This window comes from Flavobacterium sp. JP2137 (genome assembly GCF_050562195.1).
Classification (GTDB): Bacteria; Bacteroidota; Bacteroidia; order Flavobacteriales; family Flavobacteriaceae; genus Flavobacterium.
Map to the genome: position 1 here is coordinate 1298729 of NZ_CP191647.1, position 19109 is coordinate 1317837.

The following is a 19109-nucleotide window of genomic DNA, read 5'->3' on the forward strand; positions in this document are numbered from 1 at the left end:
CCTTGGCGATTGTTGCTGTAAGACCTCTTTAAATCCCCATAGCTGTTCGGTGTTAATTTGTTGGAGATATGGAGCGTATTTGGGATTAATTGTTTTTGCTCGTGGCGGTAGTTGTTTATTTTTTGAAAATGTATCCGCTGAGTTAAAGTTGTTTTTTTAACTTTTCCTCCTTAATTGTTTTCTTATCTTGTTCTTATATAGTGTGTTAGGTTCTGTATTTTGAAGCGTTGGGCTTTTGAAGTGTGGTGTCGTGGCTGTATAAAAGCGAAATAAGGTCGTAAATAAGTGGTTTTATGTTTAAAAATATAGCGCTTTCCATGCTTGTTGTCTTGATGATGAGCTGCGGAAAACCCAAGGAAGAATGGAAGGCTTCACGATCGGTAGTGTTGGATATCGGCTTTGTGAGTAAAGGGAAGTTTCGGGGTCATTTATACGATCGGAAAAGCAAAGAGACTTTATTGTATTTTGCCGATCCTATCACGGATAAAGTGATTAAGTTTTTTAATGCGCATGGTGAGTTAACCGATACCATCAGCCTTTCTAAGGGTATATTGGAATTGCGGCAAATCGATGGATTGTCGGTAATTTCTATGGACTCTATAATCTTGATTAATGAGCGTGGCAATCAGTTGTGCGCCATAGATAAAAGTGGCACTGTTTGGCACCGTTTAGATTTGAGTCAATTTTGCGAAGGAACGGGGCAGGTGTATTATTTCAGTACTTCCGGTTCGGGAAATTTCGTCCTGGATGGAAAAAGCGTGCTCCTGCATCCCAATTGGGTTCGCAAGCACTCGGATTCGATGGGTCGCAAGGTGGCTAGAACGCTGTATGAGGACTCGTATTATTTTTATTCCCATTGGGTACGCGCACCACATTTGATCAAAGTGGAAAACTTCTTGTCGTCATCACCCGTGGCGGTGTATGGTTTACCCGACTTTTATTGGAACATCGATCACAATGTGGCCCCTTATATCGATGGGCGTTACAGCACGTATCAGAACAAGCACATTTTTGTCTTTTCGTCGTTTTCCCCTTATTTGTTGCGCGTCGATCCAACCGATTTAAACCAGCTCGAACAGTTGCGGATAGTCGACGATGCCCGTGCTGTGGCGGTGCCTGCTCCCTTGGCACAAGATTTTGATAGTAAAGTGCTGAATTTTGAATTGCAACACAAGAGTATAGTGGGGGATTTTGGATATTGTTCCAAAAGCAAAAAATACCTGCTTATCCAAACCATTGATTTTTCAAAGAATACGGAGATAGAATACCGACCCTTTAAAGCAGTGATATTTGACGAAGGACTGCAGTTTGAAAGAGAAGTGGTTATCGATCAGAACAAATACTTATGGCACAACTCTCTTATTGTTGAGGATGGCGTTTATCTTTTAAAAAATAAGCAAGATGAGAATACGGGTTTTGGAGTCAAGGAATACGACTTTTTTGAAATATAAATATGGGGCGATGGTCGCGCTGTTTTTTTTCTGCGGCTGTTCCGGAACTTCCCAATCGGAATACGAACAACTAGCCGCTGCCCTGCAACGTGAATACGACATAGAGTTGGGGGTTGAAGTCAAGCGAATATTGGTTTTAACCGAAGAGGGTTGTCCCAATTGTAACATTTATTTTGCCAAGGCTGTCACTCAATTCATCGACGATCCCAATGCGATTATTATTGCCAATGCAAGCGGTTCAAGAGTTGACCTTAGCGCGCTCAATCAGGCGGTAAAAACGGCGAACAATGTGTATGTTGCACGAGTGTATAACAAAGGAAATTCCTTTGTTAATGAAACCAAAGTAATCTATCTGGAAAAAGATAAAATAGACACGGTAATTACAATCAATGCCCGCGAAATAGCGCGGCAATTCAATTATATTTTTGGCGAGTAGTGTTCCGATGTCGTTTAAATAAAAAAGTGCCTTTTAAGAAAAGGCACTTTTTTATTTAAAATCAATGGGCTTCGAGCCAGTTGTCGCCGGTTCCCAGGTCTACGACCAAGGGCACTTCGAGTACAAAGGCGTTTTCCATTTCGGTTTTGATCAACACCTTTAAGTCTTCGAGTTCGTCTTTATGGGCATCAAAAACAAGCTCATCGTGTACCTGCAACAGCATCTTGGATTTCCAGTTTTCCGAAATCAGTCTGTGGTGGATGGCGATCATTGCAATTTTGATGATGTCGGCTGCACTTCCTTGTATAGGGGCATTGACGGCATTTCGCTCTGCTGCACCACGCACTATGGCGTTTTGTGAATTGATGTCTTTTAAATAGCGTCTGCGCCCCGATATGGTTTGTACATAACCGTGGTCTCGCGCAAAGTCGATTTGCGTTTGTATGTATTTTTTCAATTCGGGATAAGTGGCGTAATAGGTGTCTATCAATTCCTTGCTTTCGGCTCTGGATAGCGAAGTCTGATTGCTTAAACCAAAGGCCGATACCCCATAGATAATTCCGAAGTTGACCGTTTTGGCATGACTACGCTGCTCCTTGGTTACCGCTTCCAGGGGCACGTTAAAGACCTTGGCCGCCGTAGAGCGGTGAATGTCTTCTCCCTTTTTAAAGGACTCCATCATATTGGGCTCTTTGCTCAAGGCCGCGATGATGCGCAATTCTATTTGTGAGTAATCCGCCGCGAGTAACACGTGGTTTTCATCTCGGGCCACAAAGGCCTTTCGGATTTGACGGCCGCGTTCGGTGCGGATGGGAATGTTTTGTAAATTGGGGTTGTTTGAACTCAAGCGACCCGTTGCTGCCACGGTTTGCATATAATCCGTATGGATGCGCAAGGTAGTCGGATCGACCTGTTGAGGCAGGGCATCGACATAAGTGTTTTGCAACTTGATCAGCTGACGCCATTCCAAGATGTCTTTGACGATCTGGTTGTCTTCGGCCAAATAACTCAAAACCTCTTCTCCAGTGGCGTATTGCCCGGTTTTGGTCTTTTTGGGTTTGGCGCCTCCGATTTTTAGGCGGTCAAACAAGACCTCTCCCAATTGTTTGGGCGATGCCAGGTTGAATTGCTCGCCGGCTTGCTCGTAGATACCGCGCTCCAAATCCTTGATGTCGTTGTCCAACTTCTTGGACAGCGATTGCAAAAAAGCCACATCCAGTCGGATGCCTTCCTGCTCCATCGCAGCCAATACCGGTACCAGGGGTACTTCGATGGTGTCAAAGAGTTCTTTGGTATGGGTTTCCACCAGCTTTTGATCAAAAATCCCTTCGAGTTGAAAGGTGATATCGGCATCTTCACCGGCGTATTCCTTGACCAATTGCAGGTCGATCTCGCGCATGGTCTTTTGGTTTTTTCCCTTTTTTCCAATCAATTCTTCGATGGATTGAGGCGTATAATTCAGATAAGTCTCGGATAAGATGTCCATATTATGACGCATATCCGGATTGATGAGGTAGTGCGCAATCATGGTGTCGAAAATCGGTCCGCGAACCGCGAGGTCGTATCGCGCGAGTATTTTGATGTCGTATTTTAAATTTTGTCCGATTTTGGTGATTTTGTCCGATTCAAAAAAGGGTTTGAATTGCGCAGCCAATGCACGCGCCGCCTCTTGATCTTCGGGAAAAGGCACGTAAAAGGCCTTGCCTTTCTCGTAGGAGAAGGCGATGCCCACCAATTCGGCGTGTAAGGCATCAAGTCCCGTCGTTTCCGTGTCGAAGCAAACCTTGGGCTGTGCCAACAGGGTTTCTATAAACATTTTCAGGGCGAGATTCCCTTGAACAATCTGGTAGAAGTGATTGGTGTCGCTAAGGCTTTGGTACGCATTGGAAGCGCTAGTCGAGGTGGCGGTATCGCCGCTGCCAAACAGGTCAAACTGATCGTCGCCACCGGAATTCGATGCTTCCTTTGTCGGAGTGCTCGGAGCAGCTGCCTCGGCATTAAACAATTTGTCGAATTGCTCTTTCATCCGGCGAAACTCCAAATCGATAAATAGGGCGTCGGTTTTTTCGACGTCGGGTTTTTCCAATTCAAAATCCTTTTCGTTAAAGGTTACCGGACAGTCCAATAGAATGGTAGCCAAAGTTTTGGAAAGGATTCCCTTGTCTTTGTTGGCTTCGATGTTTTCTTTCATCTTGCCTTTGAGCTCGTGTGTATGCGCCAACAGATTTTCCATACTGCCGTATTGCTGTAAGAATTTCTTGGCTGTTTTTTCTCCTACTCCGGGCAATCCCGGTATGTTGTCTACGGCATCGCCCATCATACCGAGGTAATCGATAACCTGTAGTGGATGCGTTACTTCAAATTTGGCTTGAACTTCTGGGACACCCCATATTTCGATGCCGTTGCCCATTCTGGCGGGCTTGTACATAAAGATGTTTTCGGAAACCAATTGGGCAAAATCCTTATCCGGCGTGACCATAAAAACCTGAAAGCCCTCTTTTTCGGCTTGTTTGGACAGGGTCCCGATCAAATCGTCGGCTTCATAGCCTTCGACTTCCATAATCGGAATATGCATGGCCTCTAAGAGTTCCTTGATATACGGAACGGCAATTTTTATAGCCTCGGGTGTGGCTTGGCGATTGGCTTTGTATTCGGGAAACATTTCGGTGCGCACCGTACTTCCTCCTCGGTCAAAGGCCACGGCCAAGTGATCGGGTTTTTCTCGGCGAATCACGTCGATTAGGGAATTCATAAAACCCAAAACAGCCGAAGTGTCCAATCCTTTCGAATTGATTCGGGGGTTTTTGATAAAAGCGTAATATCCTCTAAAAATCAGTGCGTAGGCGTCGAGTAAAAAAAGACGTTTTTGTGGAGCCATAACCTAAATGGGTTTTGTTATATTAAACGTCAAAAATACAAACTAAAAAACAAAAAGCGACAGCCTTTTTGGGAAACCTCTGTAGTGGGCGTGAAGCCGTGGACAACGCTATCGGTTAAAACCGGTTCGGCAGCGCTTCGAAATCCGCTTTTAACAGGGCAGAAGCCGACTGCTGTTCTCGCTGAATCAGGCGGAAAGCCGTGCTGTAGTTGCTGTGATAAACAGGCGTTAAACATTGATAATTAATGTTAAATAGTCTTTGTGGTATTTATAAACGAGTATTTTTGTAAGCTTATTTTTATACATTTCTTATGCGGTGGATTATCCTCATCCTGTTTTTTGTTTTATTGGAGTTCTATTCTTATCAAGCCCTAAACAACTTGACCAGAAACAAATGGATAATCGTCGCTTATGCGCTGTTTACCCTACTAGCCATCGGGACTATTGCCTATGGGTTTTTAAATTACGACCGATCTACCGGACAGAATAAAACCTTGATGATGGCCATAGCCTTGATCTTGTTGCTCTATATGCCAAAACTGATCGTCACCCTGTTTCTATTGGTCGAGGATAGCGCTCGATTGATGTTGGGAATCAGCAATTACTTTGTGTCGCCGACGAAGTTGTCCGGTGATTTTTTGCCCGAACGCCGAAAGTTTGTCACCCAAATCGCCTTGGGCGTTGCAGCGATTCCCTTTTTATCGATCATTCACGGCATCGCCGTAGGGCGATATAAGTTTCGAGTGATCAAGCAAACGGTTTTCTTCGACGACTTACCCGAGGCGTTCGACGGTTTTACCTTCACCCATATATCCGATATTCACTGCGGCAGTTTTGACGACAAAGAAAAAATCGACCACGCCATAGCGGTAATCAATGATCAGGAATCGGATTTGTTGCTGTTTACCGGAGATTTGGTCAATAGTTTGGCCGTGGAAATGGATCCTTGGTTGGAAACCTTTAACGGTATACGCAAGCATGCCCACGGCAAGTTTTCCGTGTTGGGAAATCACGATTATGGCGAGTACGTCGAATGGGATACCCCGGCTCAAAAGGAGGCGAATTTTCAAGCGATTAAAGACCTGCATCCGAAGATGGATTTTAGGCTGTTGCTCAACGAGCAGGTGTGGATTGAGAAAGACGGGGCGCGTATCGCCTTAGTCGGAGTGGAAAACTGGGGTGTGAAATTCAAGCGGGTAGGCGATATCAACCGGGCGTCTAAAGATTTGACCACGACAGATTTCAAAATAGTATTGTCTCACGATCCCTCGCATTGGGATGCCGAAGTGGTCAATCACCCGAAGAACTTTCAATTGATGTTGGCCGGACATACCCACGGCGCGCAGTTTGGCATCGAAATCCCCGGATTCTTTAAGTGGAGTCCCATTCAATACGTGTATAAGCAATGGGCGGGATTGTACGAAAAAACCGGGCGTTTTTTATACGTCAACCGCGGCTTTGGTTACCACGCATATCCCGGACGGGTAGGAATTTGGCCGGAGATCACGGTTTTTGAACTTAAACGCAGAAAAAAATAGTTCAATTCTCAAAAAATTGTATTTTTGTTGTATAGCGTGCCTACAGTTGGGATATGTTTAATAAATTTAAATAAATGCTTATGTCAAAATTTGGAGAATTGATTAGTGCCGATGTCCCCGTTCTAATTTATTTTTACGCCCAATGGAATGAGGGCTCCAAGTCGATGCAACCCGTGATTCACGATGTAGCTGCGGCCATGGGCGATCAATTGCGCGTCATTAAAATTGATGTGGAGAAAAACAAGGATTTGTCCGATGCCTTGCGCATTAAAAACGTGCCCACCATGATGATTTACCGCAACGGTGCCATGGTGTGGAGACAAACCGGAACCCTGGAAGCCAATGCGCTAATCGCCATTTCAAAAGCGCTATAATACATCGAATACATAACCCTCACTCAATAGCTGTTCTATGGCTTTGGGCAGGGCATAGGTGAGGTTTTGCGACGCTTTTAGGCTGTCGTGAAACACGACTATACTGCCGGAACGGCTGTGTCTAACCACGTTTTGTAAACACCGCTCTGGTGTGATCTTGGAATCGTAATCCCCACTCAATACCGTCCACATCACAATCTTATAATTCTTTTCTAGCAAGGCGGTCACCTGACTCGGTCGAATCTTTCCATAAGGAGGCCGAAACAGCATGGACGCACCGAGGACTGTCGGAATTTTTGCAGCACAGCTTTCCACTTCGCGCAAGTAGGTGGCGTTGTCGGTTTTCCATCCGTTCACGTGGTGCTGGGTGTGGTTGCCAATGCGGTGTTGGGCGGCAACAATTTTTTTAAAGATATCGGGATGCTTATCGATGTTATCGCCTATACAGAAAAAGGTCGCCTTGATTTGATAGTAATCCAAAACCTGCAATACCCATTCGGTGATTTCCGGAATGGGGCCGTCGTCGAAGGTCAGGTAAATTTTGCGCGCCCCGTTGGGAACTTTCCAGCATTGCTTGGAAAATAACAGCGGAATGACAAAGGGGATTTTAGCGGGCATTTTTTTATAAAGATAAAAAAAAAGAGCGGTATGATTCGAATCATACCGCTCTTAAATTTAAGGGAAAAAAGTTTATTTTACTCCGCCACCTACTGCCTTGTACAATTGTACAACAGCATTGAGTTTGCCGAATTGTGTATTGATCAAATTGAGCTGTGCCGCCAAGGTATTTTCTTTAGCGGTTAACACCTCTAAGTAATTGGCCATACCGTTGTTCTGCAATTCTTCCGAATATTCTGCAGCCAAGCTATAAGCGGTTACCTCTTGTTCTTTTAAACCGATTTTCTCGCTCATGGCCTGGTAGGTGTAAAGGGCATCTGAAACCTCTTTACTCGCTGCAAGCACGGCTCTTTTATAGTTTAAAAAGGCAATCTCTTGATTGGCCTGACTCACTTGGTGCTGCGTGCGTATTTGTCTGCCGTTGATCAAAGGCTGTGTAAGACCTCCGATGATGTTGGCGAACAAGGAGTTGGTATTGAACAATTCGTCGAATTGAATGCTTTGCAAACCGCCATTGGCCGTGAGTTTAAACGAGGGGTAAAAATTGCTTCGAGCAACGTTGGTCATCTCAAAGGCATTCTTTACACCGTATTCCGCTGCGAGTACGTCCGGACGATTGCTGAGCAATTGCATAGGAACCCCGATGGTCAAATCGGTTTTGATCTCTTGGCTGGCCAAAGTCGAACGCGGAATACTGGTCGGATTGTCGGCCAATAAAATACTAAACGTATTTTCCATCAACTTGATGTTGTTGTTGATATCCAACAATTGAGATTTTGTGTTGAGCAACAAAGCTTCGTTTTGCTTTACGGCTACTTCGGTTACCTGACCCGCATCTTTTAAGGCGATGATCGTCTCCAGGCTGCGTTCTCTATTCTCGATGGTTTCCATGGTGATGCGCTTTTGCTCATCTAAGGACAACAATTGGAAATAGGTCGAGGCTATTGTGGCAATCAATTGGGTTTTTACCGCCTGATGTGCCGCTACAGTCTGTAGGTAGCTCGCGCCAAACGCCCTTTTGTTGCTTCGTATTTTTCCCCAGATATCCGCTTCCCAAGAGAAGTTGCCCGTAATGTCGTATTGATCGACCTTAACGCGGTCTCCACCGCCGGACAACATTCCCATTTGCGAATTTTTCGAAGGAATGCTGTGGGTGTAATTAGCCCCCAGGCTCAAAGTGGGTAGGTAACCCATTTTGCCCTGTTTAAAATACGCATTGGCCGCTTGTATGTTTTGCATGGCTATGCGAATGTCTAGATTGGTCTCTAGCCCCTTGTCGATGTATTGAATCAAAAGGGGATCGCTAAACAACTCTTTCCACGGCACGCTGGCCATGGATAGACTGTCTGTATTGAGCTGATCGGAACGGTAGTTCTGCTCGTTGATGACTTCTGGACGTTCGTATGTTTTGGCAACAAAACACGATTGTAGAGAAAGGGCTACAACAGCTACCGGAATGATTCTATATAAAGTGTTTTTTCTCATGGTAAATGCACTAATTATGTTTTTCTTCAAATTTTATAGGTTTAACTTTTTCTTGAAGCCACTGGAATATCACATAGAGTACCGGAATTACAAAAACTCCCAATATCGTACCGATTAACAATCCAAAAACAGCACCAGTTCCGATAGAACGGTTACCACTAGCTCCAACTCCTGAAGCGACTACCAAGGGGGTTAAACCAAGGATAAAGGCAAAGGAAGTCATCAAAATTGGACGTAAACGTGCTTTTGCTCCATTGATTGCCGATTCGGTTATGCTCTCGCCATGACGGCGTCTTTGTACGGCGAACTCCACGATCAGAATCGCGTTCTTGGCCAAGAGTCCGACCAGCATAATCAGGGCAATCTGAAAGTAAATATTGTTTTCTAGACCCGCGAGTTTTTGGGAGATAAATGCCCCCATGATTCCCGTTGGCAACGAAAAGATAATCGCAAAAGGCAATAGGTAACTCTCGTACTGTGCCGATAGAATAAAATACACGAACACGATACACAAGATGAAAATCATCATGGTTTGTGAACCGGCGTTGATCTCTTCTCGCGACAATCCGGTAAAGTCAATACCATAACTCGATGACAAGGTGTTTTTAGACACTTCTTGTACCGCGTGAATCGCATCTCCAGAACTGTAACCCGGATTTGGCGCTCCCGAAATATTCGCTGCGGTAAACAAGTTATAACGGTTAACGGACTGTGGTCCATAAACGCGTTTTAACGTGACAAACTGAGTAACCGGTGTCATGGTACCTTTGTTGGTACGCACAAAGAGTTCGTTTAGACTGTTTACATCGGTTCTGCTCTCGGGTAATGCTTGTATCATCACGCGGTATTGCTTACCAAAACGCGTGAAATCCGCTGCGTATATACCTCCGATATACCCTTGTAAGGCCGAGAAAATATCGCTGACCGATACCCCCGATTCCTTAGCTCTCGGAATGTTTAAGTCAATTTCATATTGCGCGAAATTGGTGTTAAAAGACGTCTGAGCATACATGATCTCTGGACGCTTCATCAATTCGGCTAAGTAGTTCTTCGTGATTTCGTCGAAATCGGTAAGACTTCCTCCTGATCGATCCAATAATTTTAATTCAAAACCAGACGACATACCAAAACCAGGTATACTCGGCGGTTGGAAGAAAATCATTTTAGCATCGGGAAACTGCATGGCAGCGATACCAAACAACTTACCAATAACGACATCGGTATCCAGATCTTTGGTTTTTCGTTCTGCAAATGGTTTCATCTTGATCAATCCCATACCGTAGTTGGATCCCGCACCGGAAATAAGACTGTGTCCTGTAATTACCGTTACCGTTTCAACCCCTGGTATTTGCGAGGCTACTTTTTCAAAGTTCTTTTGCAATTCGTATACACGGTCGCTCGACGCACCAGCAGGTAATTCTACGTTGGCCAAGATAAATCCACGGTCTTCGTTAGGTACAAATCCAGAAGGCATCGTCTTGTTGGCGTAAAACGTAATCCCCAAACAAGCCAGCAAAATCGCAAAGGTTACCCATTTGTGTTTAAAGAGAAATTTAAAGCCGTTTCCGTATTTGTTGGTCAACGACGTAAAAGCCGTATTAAAGGCAAAGAAGAATCGGTTTACGAAATTTCGCTTTTGATGGTCGCTGGCATGTCCTTGTTTTAAGAACATCGCACATAAGGCCGGACTCAAGGTTAAGGCGTTGACAGCAGAAATGATAATAGACACAATTAAGGTAATACCAAACTGTTTGTAAAACACCCCTGTTGGTCCGGTAATAAAGGTCACGGGAATAAACACCGCGGCCATCACTAAGGTAATCGATACAATCGCACCTGAAATCTCACCCATGGCTTCATGAGTAGCGGTACGCGCATCCATTTTGGTTTCTTCCATCTTGGCATGGACGGCCTCGACGACGACTATGGCATCATCGACGACAATACCAATGGCCAGTACCAAAGCGAATAGCGTAAGTAAGTTTAACGAGAATCCGAAGAGGTTCAAGAAGAAAAACGTACCTACGATAGAAACCGGAACGGCAATCAATGGAATTAAGGTCGATCTAAAATCTTGTAAGAAGATATATACCACAATAAATACCAATATAAAGGCTTCGATTAAAGTGGTTATTACCTTGCTGATCGAGGCATCTAAAAACTCGTTGGTATCGAAATTGATTTTGTATTCCACCCCTTTAGGCATGGTTTTAGCAATTTTTTCCAGTTCGATTTTTAGGTTCTTATTAATTTCTTGTGCATTGGATCCCGGTGTCTGGAAAATAGCCATAGCAATGGCATCTTGACCGGACAATTCCGAAATTCCTCCGTAAGATTGTGCGCCTAATTCGATTTTGGCTACATCTTTTAAACGCAATACCTGACCGTTGCCCAAAGACTTGATAACGATGTCTTCGTACTGGCTTTCGGTTTTGTATTTACCGCTGTATTTGATGACGTATTGAAAGGCCTGACCGGAGTTTTCTCCCAATTGACCTGCTGCTGCCTCCAAACTTTGCTCGTTTAGCGCTATGTTGATGTCTGCGGGAACCAAACCGTAGTTGGCCATTTTAGTGGGATCTAACCATACGCGCATCGAATAGTTTCTCGCGCCAAAAATGGTAGCATCTCCAACACCACTTACCCTTTTTAACTCGGGAACTACGTTGATGTTCATGTAGTTCTGAATATAGGTAGCGTCATAGGCAGGATCGGTCGAGTAGAACGATACGAACATCAGGGCACTGGTTTGCTGCTTCTGTGTGGTTACCCCAGATCGAGTTACCTCGGTAGGCAACAATGGCGTAGCTCTAGAAACCCTGTTTTGAACGTTTACCGCAGCGATATCCGGATCAATACCCTGTTTAAAGAGTACTTGAATCGATGCACTACCGTCGTTACTAGCCGTTGAGGTAATGTAGTCCATTCCCTCAACACCGTTTACTTGTTCCTCGATCGGAATGATCACACTCTGCATGACCGTTTCGGCATTGGCTCCAGGATAACTGGCGTTGATTTGCACAGTAGGTGGAGCGATGTCTGGGTATTGTGTTACCGGAAGTATAGTCACTCCCAGTATCCCCAGTATTACGATGATGACTGAAATTACTGTAGACAGTACAGGTCTTTCTATAAAGGTTTTAAGCATTGTTTAAAATTTAGTTTTAATAGAGTTAATGATACTGTCAAAACTTGTAGGTTGCGGAGCAATTGCCGTTCCCGTTCTTAGAGAACCGATTCCAGAAACGACGATTTTGTCGCCTTTTTCCAATCCATCCTCGACGATAGCCATACGGTCTACGCGATTGTGTACTGTAATCTTGGTAGAATAGGCCGTGTCATTCTGAACCTTGTATACATAAACCAATCCCTGTTGCTCGAAGGTAGCCGATTCCGGTACCACCAATACGTCGGTATAGGTTTTTGGAATGCGGATAAAGCCGCTGTTACCGTTGTTTAACAAGCCTGCTTTATTGTTGAAAACCGCTCGGAATTGAATGGTTCCCGTAGTGGCGTCGATCTGACCGGTGACCGCTTCAATTCTTCCCTTTTCGCTGTACAGCTCGTCATTGGCCAAAACCAAATCAACTTCGGGTAGGTTTTTTAATTTTTCTTTTACCGTTTTTCCTTCCGTCGTATTTAAAAAGTTGAAATACTCCTTTTCGTTCATCGAAAAATAAGCGTAAACTTCGCTAATGTCAGAAACGGTAGTCAAGGGTGTAGGGTCGCTCGGACCTACCAAACTTCCCAAACGGAACGGTAGACTTCCCACAACTCCCGACACCGGGCTTTTTATAATCGAGTAATCAATGTTTGCAGCAACACCACCGTAGTCCGCTTTGGCTTGTGCCAATTGACTTTTTGCACGGGCTAAGTTGGCTTTGGCAGTTTCTAATTGCACCTCGCTAATGATTTTTTTGGATACTAAGGGAACTAATTTATTCACTTCTACTTGAGCAACATTGACAGAAGCCTCTGCGGATAGTATTCCGGATTTGGCGGCATTGGCAGATTGGTTAAGCGTATTGGTCTCCAAGCGGAATAAGGGTTGACCTTTAGTAACGACTTGCCCCTCATCTACGTAGAGCTCTTGAATATAACCCGAAATTTTGGCACGGACTTGATTGTTGATCTTTCCTTGGATATTTGCGGGGAAAGATTGGTATCCTACGACGGTTCTGCTGGGAACGTCAACAACTCCATAAGGCATGGTAGGAGGACCCTGCTGCGCTTGCTTTTGACTACATGAGACAACGCTAAGGGCGATGGCAGTTACTAGGAACGTGTTGATCAAATGTTTCATAATTTTATAATGATTGTTAATTTGAAGTTTTTAATTTATCTATGGTATGAGTAAGTCCACGGGTAGCTTGCTCTAAGTGTTCGAGGTAAATACCCATTCGCTTTTGACAATCCTGGGAAGGCGCTTCTTTGTGAGCCTTGTAATCCTTTAATCGATAGGTGAGACTCTTCTCCTTGTCGAGGATTTCCTTGATGGTGTTTAAACGGATGGTCAAATACTCGGGATTGATACGGAAGTATCGCTTTCGTTCGTCAATTTTATTGAAGTGCTCGATGTGGGTATTGTTCACCAAAAGATTTAAGCTGCTCGAAACCGAACTCTTACTGGCGTTTAGTTTTTCGACGATTTCATCAAAAGTGACGCCTTCACGACTTTCGCTCAACATCAGAAAGGTGTAAATCTTGGCCGTCAAGGGCGAATAATTATACATGGTTTCATGATGAGCGCAGTAGTCTTGAAAGAATTCTACTATGTCCTTTTCATATTTCATCTTGTAAATTTTGTACAAAAGTACAGTTAGTTCGGTAATAACAAAACTAAGCGAACTTAAAGTTTTCTTAATTTATGCGAAATTCGTTAAGGAATTAGCGGCAAAAAGGCGTGATCGCTTTTTTTTCCATTTTTAAGGCTTTGATTTTTAGGGGTTCTTTGCATTTGTACTTTGAAATCAAAAAAATCTTTTAAAAGGCTTGTGTGAAATTCAAAAATAGCCTTATATTTGCACCCACATTAATGCGGAAGTAGCTCAGTTGGTAGAGCTCCAGCCTTCCAAGCTGGTTGTCGCGAGTTCGAGCCTCGTCTTCCGCTCCAAAAACGCGATGAACGTTTTCAAATATCATCATCTGCGGAAGTAGCTCAGTTGGTAGAGCTCCAGCCTTCCAAGCTGGTTGTCGCGAGTTCGAGCCTCGTCTTCCGCTCCAAAAACGCGATGAACGTTTTCAAACATCATCAACCGCGGAAGTAGCTCAGTTGGTAGAGCTCCAGCCTTCCAAGCTGGTTGTCGCGAGTTCGAGCCTCGTCTTCCGCTCTGCATCAAAAGCCTTATCTCTGCGATAGGGCTTTTTTTTTGCCGCGTTTTCAAGCTGCCTTATGAAAAGCTGGCGCCGCGTTAAACTATACAAAGGCCGAAAAACCGGTGATACTCCTTCCGACGATGAGCGAATTGATTTCCTTGGTACCTTCATACGAATAAATCGCCTCGGCATCGGCCAGAAAACGCGCTACGTTGTGTTCGAGTAATATGCCGTTACCTCCCATGACTTCACGGGCTTTTGAAACGATATCACGCGTTCTCAAACTGCAAAAAACCTTGGCCAAAGAGGCGTGTTCGTCTTTTAACAGGTCTTGGTCTTGTAATTGAGATAGGCGAAATACCAGTGTTTGCATAGCGGTGAGGTTGGAGAGCATCTCGACCAGGTGGTTTTGAATCAACTGAAAAGAGGCAATCGGCTTTCCGAACTGCTCTCTCTTAAGGGTGTAGTCCAAGGCATTTTCATAGGCTCCGCGCGCGCAGCCTACGGCCATCCAAGCCACGCCGGCACGGGTTTTTTGCAATACTTTTGCCGTGTCTTTAAACGAGTGGGCATTTTGAAGTCGATCCTTTTCTTCTACCAAACAATCCGTCAGTGTAATCAATCCGTTTTGAACGATTCTCAAAGCCATTTTGCCCTTGATCTTTTCGACTTGGAAGCCCGGATTGCCTTTTTTTACCAAGAATCCCTTGACTTGATTGTCGGCTATATCGCGAGCCCAAATTATGATCACGTCGGCAAAAGTGGCGTTGCCAATCCATTTCTTTTGACCGTTTAGCAGCCAGCCCTTTTCGGTCTTTTGGGCCGTAGTCGTCAGTCCGCCTGCCGCTCCGGAGCCCACTTCGGGCTCGGTAAGCCCAAAGGCTCCAATCGTTTGGAGTTGCTGCATTTTGGGTAGCCATTCGAGTTTTTGCGCATCGGAACCACAGTGGTAAATCGACCCCATGGCCAAGCCGCTTTGAACGCCAAAAAAAGTGGCGATAGACGTGTCAACCCGCGCCATCTCGCTGGCTACTATGCCCTCCATCAACGAGGAGCGACCGGCGCAACCATAGCCCTCGAAAGTGAGTCCGCAGATGTTGAGCTGGGCTAACTTGGGGATGATTTCCATCGGAAACGCGTCGTGCAACCAGTATTCGTTGACCAGCGGTTGAATTTCCCGTTCCATAAAAGCCCGGACCTCCAATTGAAGTTTTCGGTCTGCTGCACTGAGCTTTTCGTCCATTTTGTAAAAATCGCCATCGATCGGGGGCAATTCTCGTTTGCGCTGTCCGGATTTAAGCATTTTCATCAAACCTTGGATTTGGGTTTCATCCATATCGGATACCGTATCCATCACTGCTGCCAGGTCTACTTTTTCCGAAAGGGATGCCAGTTTTTCCAGGTCTATCGCATGGAGCAGTTTAAACGCATTTCGAATTTTCTTAAACATCGCAAATTTTTTGGTTAGAAATAGTTGTTTAAGATACGAATATTTTACGGGCTAGTTTTTTAAAATAAGATATATTTAACAGTTTTTTTTGTAATTTACGTTGATTTTACGATAAAATTTAGCTTTAAATGAAAGCTGTTGGCCGCTGCTGGGACTGAATTAGTTCAGGTTTGACAGCGCGGTTTCGGGGGCGAGCTCCTGTGGCGTTTGGCCTTGCTTAAACAAACGGGCGTGGAGGGTTCCCCTTAGGGTGATTTGTTGTCCCAGTACCTCGAGCCAGCTTCCCTCGCGCAGGCCGATTACGGGTTGGGTGTTGAATTGATGAAATTCTCGTATGCGGGTCTCCCGGGTTTCTCCCATGTGCTTGGAGTTGGGGTCGGGGTCTAAGTAGTGCGGATTGATGTTAAACGGTACCAAGCCCAGAGTTTGAAAAGAGGGGGGATAAATAATCGGCATGTCGTTGGTCGTTTCCATAGTGAGTCCGCAGATATTGCTTCCGGCACTGGTTCCCAAATAGGGGGTGCCGTTTTTAACCGCTTGAATCAAGGGTTGTATAATTCCGTGGTCGTAGAGTTGTTTAACCAAGAGAAAGGTGTTGCCACCTCCGGTAAATACCGCCTGTGCTTGTTCGATGGCTTGCGGCTGATTTTCAAATTCGTGCAGCCCCTGAACCTCGATGTCGATGGCGGCAAAGGCGTGCCGAACCTGCTGGGTGTAGTCGTCGTGAGAAATTCCTCCCGGACGGGCAAAGGGGATAAACAACAAGGTGCTCACGCCTTTAAAAAAGGTCTTTAACTCCGGTAAGAGATACGCTAAGTACCCGCCATTGTGCAGGGTAGAGGTGCTGGCAATGATTATTTTTTTCATGCTAAGTCGTTTGTTTAGTTGGGGTTTAAGGCCGTGCCTAGGCTGCTCGTCCTAGGCTGCTGTGGCGTTTGGGCGATTTGCTCGATCGCGATTGCAGATCGCGTCGCACCTTGGCTCAAAAATACAATTAAAGGATTGTTTATACAATAGCTACTGCTTTTGCCATATTACTGATAAATTTCACATTTAACATAAGTTTACCCATATAAAGTCTCAAGATGTGGAATATTCGGATAATTTTACCATCCAATTATAAGTGATTATTTAAATGAGAGGTATCCTTTTTCTGTTTTTATTTTTTTCGGTAGCTGCTTTTAGCCAGGATAGAGAATTGTTGCAAGGTAAGATTGTCTCTCGCTCGAAGGCGTTGAGCGGAATCTATGTTGCCAACGTTAATACGGGCGAAGCGGTACTGAGTCGGAAGGGGGGCTATTTTGAACTCGAAGGCAAGATCAACGATACGCTGATGTTCTCGGGCTCGCTCTTTGTGGGTTACCGCAGAACCTTGGACGAATTGGATTTAAAAAAGGAAATCATTTTTATACCCTTGGAAGAAAACGACCTCTCCTACCAATTGAGCGAGATCATGATATATAAGGTATCGTCAGAATCCCTGGGTCTGGTACCCAAAGGGCGCAAGATACTCACGCCGGCAGAACGTCGCCTGTATACGGCAAACTCCGGTGGGGGCTTAATTCCGATCGACATGATCGTCAATGCGATATCCGGTAGAACCAAGATGTTGAAAAAAGCCTTGGAGTACGAGAAGGGCGAAATGCGCAAAGACAAATTGTTGCGTATCTTTGACGAGACCTATATACACGAAAATTTCAGCATACCCAAGGCATACGTATTGGGCTTTGTTTACAATGCCGTATCCGATCCCGAAATCGTATCGCTTTTAAACGACAAGGGCAGTCACAAAGAGCCGCTGCAAATGCGCCTGGGCGAGTTGGCTTTGAATTTTTTGGAAATGATTAAGGAGAAGGATAAAAAGAAGTAAATTTGTCGGATATTAAAATTTTACCAAAGGTTTTCGTCTATATGTAAGACATAGATTTATAAATCTTTGTAGCTTTGCATTCTACGAAAAAATAAAATGTTCAATTATGTTTGGAATCGGAGGAGGAGAAATATTCTTTATTATATTGGTGATTCTGATGTTGTTTGGTTCGGATAAGGTTCCGGAAATGGCCCGTACTTTTGGAAAGGCCATGTCTCAGCTAAAAAACGCGACGAATGAAATCAAAAGCGAAATTAAAAAAAGCGCAGAAGAATCGGGTATTGCAGATGATTTAAGAGAAACGTTAAACATAGATATCGATCCAGCGGCAGATATCAAGAATGAAATTAACAAGGCGAAAGAGGATATTGAAAACATCACAGGGCCTGTAAAAAGACAGTTGTAGTTTGGATACATTAATTCAGTTAGACAAGCAGTTGCTTGTCTTTTTAAATAGTTTTGGTTCGGAAGGGTTTGACCCGTTTTGGTTGTTTATCACCAAACAGCTCAATTGGATTCCCTTTTTCTTGGTGGTGATGTATTTTCTGTACCAGCGACTGGGGTTGAAAAAACTGGGAATCACCATCTTGTTTTTGGCTTTCCTCATCCTGTGTACCGATCAATTGACCAATTTGGTCAAATACAGCGTGCAGCGTCTAAGACCGTGTAACGACTTGGACATCAACGGCATCATCCGCGTGGTTAAATGCAGCGGTACCTACAGTTTCTTTTCGGGACACGCCTCGAATTCTACCGCGACCATGTTGTTTTTGTTTTTGATCTTAAGGCGCTTTTACAAATATGCCTTTTTGGTATTTATCTTTCCGTTGGTATTTGCCTACAGCAGAATTTACCTGTCGTTGCATTTCCCTGGAGACATCTTAGTCGGTTATATGGCGGGGATAGTTATGGGAAGCCTTTGCTATAAATTGTTTCAATACGCCGAAAAAAAATACGGGTTTTAACGCTTTTAAAACCTGTAAAAAAGGGCTAGTGTCATTCGTGATACTAGCCCTTTTTTTGCTGATTACAGCACCCGACTCACGGTTATTCCGTCGCGTATCGGCAGCAAAACCGTTTCTATGCGCGCATCGTTTTTCAACATTTTGTTGTAGTGATCGATGATTATCGTGCTTTTGTCGTTGGCTTCAATTTTTTCCAAAACCTTTCCAGACCACAAGACGTTGTCGGATAAAATAATGCCTCCGGGATTCATCTTGCCAATGATCTGCTCAAAGTAATTGCAGTAATTGGGCTTGTCTGCATCGATAAAGACCAAGTCAAATTTTTTGTCCAAAGTCGGTATGATGTCTAAGGCACTGCCCAAATGTTGCGTGATTTGATGTGCATGAGCAGATAAATCGAAGTACTTTCGCTGTAAGTCCATCAACTCCTCATTGATGTCAATAGTGTCAATAGTGCCGTCTTTTCGCAGCCCTTCGGCCAAGCAAAGGGTGGCATAGCCCGTATAGGTTCCGATTTCCAAAATGTGTTTCGGCGCAATTATTTTGGATAAAACACTGAGTACACGGCCTTGAAAATGCCCGCTCAACATACGAGGACGCAATACCTTTTGATGGGTTTCTCTGTTGAGTTGCGCTAAGAGTTCCGGTTCGTCCTCCGAATGTTGTAAAACATATTGCTCTAATTGTGGAGATATAAAATGCATCGTAACAAAATTTAGATTTACTAT

The 19109-nt window shown here is 44.4% G+C and carries 16 protein-coding genes and 3 tRNA genes; 10 read left to right on the forward strand and 9 right to left on the reverse strand.

Annotation, left to right across the window (positions count from 1 at the left end; genetic code table 11):
- The first annotated feature begins 293 nt into the window (after window positions 1-293).
- Complete coding sequence (locus ACQZ43_RS05665) at window positions 294-1451, forward strand: hypothetical protein (RefSeq protein ID WP_430614989.1); 1158 nt, start codon at window positions 294-296, stop codon at window positions 1449-1451.
- 10 nt (window positions 1452-1461) lie between these two features.
- Complete coding sequence (locus tag ACQZ43_RS05670; protein ID WP_430614990.1) at window positions 1462-1887, forward strand: hypothetical protein; 426 nt, start codon at window positions 1462-1464, stop codon at window positions 1885-1887.
- Window positions 1888-1948: 61 nt separating this feature from the next.
- Here ACQZ43_RS05670 and polA read toward each other — a convergent pair whose 3' ends face one another.
- A complete protein-coding gene (gene polA / locus ACQZ43_RS05675) occupies window positions 1949-4765 on the reverse strand; it encodes a DNA polymerase I (protein ID WP_430614991.1) in 2817 nt (938 codons plus the stop codon).
- A 311-nt stretch (window positions 4766-5076) separates the two neighbouring features.
- Between polA and ACQZ43_RS05680 the strand changes: the two genes are divergently transcribed.
- Together ACQZ43_RS05680 and ACQZ43_RS05685 are read left to right on the forward strand one after the other, a co-directional pair.
- On the forward strand, window positions 5077-6303 hold the full coding sequence (locus ACQZ43_RS05680; RefSeq protein ID WP_430614992.1) for a metallophosphoesterase: 1227 nt from the start codon (window positions 5077-5079) through the stop codon (window positions 6301-6303).
- An 80-nt stretch (window positions 6304-6383) separates the two neighbouring features.
- Window positions 6384-6677 (forward strand): thioredoxin family protein, encoded by a 294-nt coding sequence (locus tag ACQZ43_RS05685; RefSeq protein ID WP_430614993.1) that lies wholly within the window; start codon window positions 6384-6386, stop codon window positions 6675-6677.
- Here the strand turns inward: ACQZ43_RS05685 and ACQZ43_RS05690 are convergent.
- The 5 genes from ACQZ43_RS05690 to ACQZ43_RS05710 form a co-directional block, all read right to left on the reverse strand.
- A complete protein-coding gene (locus tag ACQZ43_RS05690) occupies window positions 6672-7295 on the reverse strand; it encodes a polysaccharide deacetylase family protein (RefSeq protein WP_430614994.1) in 624 nt (207 codons plus the stop codon). The two genes, ACQZ43_RS05685 and ACQZ43_RS05690, sit on opposite strands and share 6 nt — an antisense overlap.
- A 72-nt stretch (window positions 7296-7367) precedes the next feature.
- Window positions 7368-8780 (reverse strand): efflux transporter outer membrane subunit, encoded by a 1413-nt coding sequence (locus ACQZ43_RS05695; RefSeq protein WP_430615609.1) that lies wholly within the window; start codon window positions 8778-8780, stop codon window positions 7368-7370.
- Window positions 8781-8790: 10 nt separating this feature from the next.
- Window positions 8791-11928 (reverse strand): efflux RND transporter permease subunit, encoded by a 3138-nt coding sequence (locus ACQZ43_RS05700; RefSeq protein ID WP_430614995.1) that lies wholly within the window; start codon window positions 11926-11928, stop codon window positions 8791-8793.
- Window positions 11929-11931: 3 nt separating this feature from the next.
- Complete coding sequence (locus tag ACQZ43_RS05705) at window positions 11932-13083, reverse strand: efflux RND transporter periplasmic adaptor subunit (RefSeq protein ID WP_430614996.1); 1152 nt, start codon at window positions 13081-13083, stop codon at window positions 11932-11934.
- Between the two features lie 16 nt (window positions 13084-13099).
- Window positions 13100-13573: a GbsR/MarR family transcriptional regulator gene (locus tag ACQZ43_RS05710; protein WP_430614997.1), complete on the reverse strand. Its 474-nt coding sequence runs from the start codon at window positions 13571-13573 to the stop codon at window positions 13100-13102.
- 244 nt (window positions 13574-13817) lie between these two features.
- Between ACQZ43_RS05710 and ACQZ43_RS05715 the strand changes: the two genes are divergently transcribed.
- The 3 genes from ACQZ43_RS05715 to ACQZ43_RS05725 all read left to right on the forward strand — a co-directional run bounded on the left by ACQZ43_RS05715 (window position 13818) and on the right by ACQZ43_RS05725 (window position 14110).
- Window positions 13818-13893: transfer RNA gene (locus ACQZ43_RS05715), tRNA-Gly, on the forward strand.
- Between the two features lie 34 nt (window positions 13894-13927).
- A tRNA-Gly gene (locus ACQZ43_RS05720) sits at window positions 13928-14003 on the forward strand.
- 34 nt (window positions 14004-14037) lie between these two features.
- Window positions 14038-14110, forward strand: a tRNA-Gly gene (locus tag ACQZ43_RS05725).
- 86 nt (window positions 14111-14196) lie between these two features.
- Here the strand turns inward: ACQZ43_RS05725 and ACQZ43_RS05730 are convergent.
- Both ACQZ43_RS05730 and pepE read right to left on the reverse strand, forming a co-directional pair.
- A complete protein-coding gene (locus ACQZ43_RS05730) occupies window positions 14197-15546 on the reverse strand; it encodes an acyl-CoA dehydrogenase family protein (protein ID WP_430614998.1) in 1350 nt (449 codons plus the stop codon).
- A gap of 159 nt (window positions 15547-15705) precedes the next feature.
- On the reverse strand, window positions 15706-16413 hold the full coding sequence (gene pepE / locus ACQZ43_RS05735; RefSeq protein ID WP_430614999.1) for a dipeptidase PepE: 708 nt from the start codon (window positions 16411-16413) through the stop codon (window positions 15706-15708).
- A 268-nt stretch (window positions 16414-16681) separates the two neighbouring features.
- On the opposite strand from pepE, the gene ACQZ43_RS05740 reads away from it, so the two are divergent.
- From ACQZ43_RS05740 to ACQZ43_RS05750, 3 genes are all read left to right on the forward strand, one after another.
- Window positions 16682-17416 (forward strand): hypothetical protein, encoded by a 735-nt coding sequence (locus ACQZ43_RS05740; protein ID WP_430615000.1) that lies wholly within the window; start codon window positions 16682-16684, stop codon window positions 17414-17416.
- A 106-nt stretch (window positions 17417-17522) separates the two neighbouring features.
- A complete protein-coding gene (locus ACQZ43_RS05745; protein WP_430615001.1) occupies window positions 17523-17822 on the forward strand; it encodes a Sec-independent protein translocase subunit TatA/TatB in 300 nt (99 codons plus the stop codon).
- A gap of 1 nt (window position 17823) precedes the next feature.
- On the forward strand, window positions 17824-18381 hold the full coding sequence (locus ACQZ43_RS05750) for a phosphatase PAP2 family protein (protein ID WP_430615002.1): 558 nt from the start codon (window positions 17824-17826) through the stop codon (window positions 18379-18381).
- 62 nt (window positions 18382-18443) lie between these two features.
- On the opposite strand, the gene ACQZ43_RS05755 is transcribed toward ACQZ43_RS05750, so the two are convergent.
- Window positions 18444-19085 (reverse strand): O-methyltransferase, encoded by a 642-nt coding sequence (locus tag ACQZ43_RS05755; protein ID WP_430615003.1) that lies wholly within the window; start codon window positions 19083-19085, stop codon window positions 18444-18446.
- Window positions 19086-19109: the final 24 nt, after the last annotated feature.

Bases quoted from the DNA above. Each gene is read 5' to 3' on its own strand.
- pepE (WP_430614999.1), bottom strand. From the start codon at position 16,413: ATGAAAAAAATAATCATTGCCAGCACCTCTACCCTGCACAATGGCGGG.
- ACQZ43_RS05700 (WP_430614995.1), bottom strand. From the start codon at position 11,928: ATGCTTAAAACCTTTATAGAAAGACCTGTACTGTCTACAGTAATTTCA.
- ACQZ43_RS05705 (WP_430614996.1), bottom strand. From the start codon at position 13,083: ATGAAACATTTGATCAACACGTTCCTAGTAACTGCCATCGCCCTTAGC.
- ACQZ43_RS05710 (WP_430614997.1), bottom strand. From the start codon at position 13,573: ATGAAATATGAAAAGGACATAGTAGAATTCTTTCAAGACTACTGCGCT.
- ACQZ43_RS05680 (WP_430614992.1), top strand. From the start codon at position 5,077: ATGCGGTGGATTATCCTCATCCTGTTTTTTGTTTTATTGGAGTTCTAT.
- ACQZ43_RS05690 (WP_430614994.1), bottom strand. From the start codon at position 7,295: ATGCCCGCTAAAATCCCCTTTGTCATTCCGCTGTTATTTTCCAAGCAA.
- ACQZ43_RS05740 (WP_430615000.1), top strand. From the start codon at position 16,682: ATGAGAGGTATCCTTTTTCTGTTTTTATTTTTTTCGGTAGCTGCTTTT.
- ACQZ43_RS05730 (WP_430614998.1), bottom strand. From the start codon at position 15,546: ATGTTTAAGAAAATTCGAAATGCGTTTAAACTGCTCCATGCGATAGAC.
- polA (WP_430614991.1), bottom strand. From the start codon at position 4,765: ATGGCTCCACAAAAACGTCTTTTTTTACTCGACGCCTACGCACTGATT.
- ACQZ43_RS05685 (WP_430614993.1), top strand. From the start codon at position 6,384: ATGTCAAAATTTGGAGAATTGATTAGTGCCGATGTCCCCGTTCTAATT.
- ACQZ43_RS05755 (WP_430615003.1), bottom strand. From the start codon at position 19,085: ATGCATTTTATATCTCCACAATTAGAGCAATATGTTTTACAACATTCG.
- ACQZ43_RS05695 (WP_430615609.1), bottom strand. From the start codon at position 8,780: ATGAGAAAAAACACTTTATATAGAATCATTCCGGTAGCTGTTGTAGCC.
- ACQZ43_RS05670 (WP_430614990.1), top strand. From the start codon at position 1,462: ATGGTCGCGCTGTTTTTTTTCTGCGGCTGTTCCGGAACTTCCCAATCG.
- ACQZ43_RS05665 (WP_430614989.1), top strand. From the start codon at position 294: ATGTTTAAAAATATAGCGCTTTCCATGCTTGTTGTCTTGATGATGAGC.
- ACQZ43_RS05745 (WP_430615001.1), top strand. From the start codon at position 17,523: ATGTTTGGAATCGGAGGAGGAGAAATATTCTTTATTATATTGGTGATT.